This window comes from Xanthobacter sp. BG11Y11_SDJG, from assembly GCF_057364445.1.
The window spans coordinates 1-1,594 of record NZ_JBNFNU010000628.1 but is presented as its reverse complement, the minus strand read 5'-3'; the positions used below and the strand labels follow the sequence as shown (position 1 = coordinate 1,594).

General features: G+C 65.8%; 1 protein-coding gene. It reads left to right on the top strand.

Translation table 11 applies throughout. The annotated features are described in order from the left end of the window. The first annotated feature begins 103 nt into the window (after positions 1-103). The gene (locus tag AC2W7M_RS25135) at positions 104-1,192 is read left to right on the top strand and encodes an IS110 family RNA-guided transposase (RefSeq protein WP_012112611.1); all 1,089 of its coding nucleotides are present in this window, start codon (positions 104-106) and stop codon (positions 1,190-1,192) included. The last annotated feature ends 402 nt before the right edge of the window (positions 1,193-1,594 follow it).

The window sequence follows — 1,594 nt, the reverse complement described above, 5'->3', positions numbered from 1 at the left end:
TGCCGCCCGTAATCGGCAGGACGGTTCCCCGCCGAAGAGCGCGCCACCAACAGCTTCGCCGCCCGGTAAAATCTCCCGCGTTACGCAACGCAGGAGGCGGGTGATGGACTTCTTTTGCGGGCTGGACGTGGCCATCGAGGAGACGGCGGTGTGCGTCGTCGATGATCGCGGTGAAGTACATCTGACGGTGAAGGTGGCGACCGAGCCGGAGGCGTTGCTGGCGGTGCTGAAGCCCTTCGTTGGGCGATTGAAGCGTGTCGGCCACGAGGCCGGCTCGCTGTCGCCCTGGCTCCATCCCGAGCTCAAGAAGCTCGGCCTGCCGGCGATCTGCCTGGAGACGCAGCATGTGCGGGCCGCGATGTCGGCCCAGCGCAACAAGACCGACGCAGCGGACGCCCTCGGGATCGCCCACATCATGCGCACAGGCTGGTTCCGCCAGGCGCACGTGAAGACGGAAAGCTGCTACCGGATGCGCCTGCTGCTGACGCATCGACGCAACCTGAAGCGCAAGTTCCTCGATCTCGAGAACGCCATCCGCCACTCGCTGAAGAGCTTCGGGATCAAGCTCGGTGGCACCTCGCGCGGCAAGTTCGACCAGGCGGTGCGGGAGGCGGTGGCCGACGATCCGCTGTCCTGCGAGCTCATGGACGCCATGCTGTCGGCGCGCGCCGCGCTGTGGAAGGAGTATTGCCGGCTGCACGATCTCGTCGTGAAGCTGGTGGCGCAAAGCGAGCTGTGCCGGCGCTTCATGGCGATCCCAGGCGTCGGGCCGGTGACGGCGCTCAGCTTCATGACGGCGATCGACGACCCGTCCCGCTTCCGCCGCTCGCGCGACGTTGCCGCCTATTTCGGGCTGACGTCCAGGCGATGGCAGTCGGGCACATCGATCGACGTGCAGGGGCGTATCTCAAAGGCTGGGGACTCTGATGTGCGCCGCGCGCTCTACGAGGCGGCATCGGGACTGCTGACCCGCTTCAAGGGCAAGGACAAGGTGAAGGCCTGGGGCCAGGAGATCGCCAAGCGCTCCTGCCATCGCAAGGCGTGCGTCGCCGTGGCCCGCAAACTGGCCGTCATCATGCACGCCATGTGGAGCGACGGCACCTTCTATCTCGGCGATCCGGCAGCGAGCACTGCCGACGCCGCGCAGCGGGCGCACACCAAGGATCGCAAGCTCCTGGGAGCCCACCGATGAGCAACTTGCTGACACGAGACATGCAGCGCGCCCGCAACTGACGGACGCCATTCTGAACATGGAGATCCGCCCTCGGCGGATGAGGACCGATGCAGACCAGGACCGACGGAACGCACGTTATCTTGCCTGCGGCTGTGCCGATCGGAAGACGGCCGGACCGCGCTCGATTGCCTGTGACGATGCTCCGTCAATCCGATGGAAAAGTGCGCCGCGACGGTTCGAGCGCTGCCGACGTGCAGCCGGAACACCCCGTCGCAGAGCGCGGAGGAGTGCAAGGCGCATCGGAACTCGAAGCCCGCGAGCGGAGGCGTGCCGTGGCGAACAGCATAGTATATTCTCGCATCGGGAAGGATGAACGACGATGTCCGCAAGAGCAGTGGAAATACGACCGATTAGGAGGGC

Bases quoted from the DNA above. Each gene is read 5' to 3' on its own strand.
- AC2W7M_RS25135 (WP_012112611.1), top strand. From the start codon at position 104: ATGGACTTCTTTTGCGGGCTGGACGTGGCCATCGAGGAGACGGCGGTG.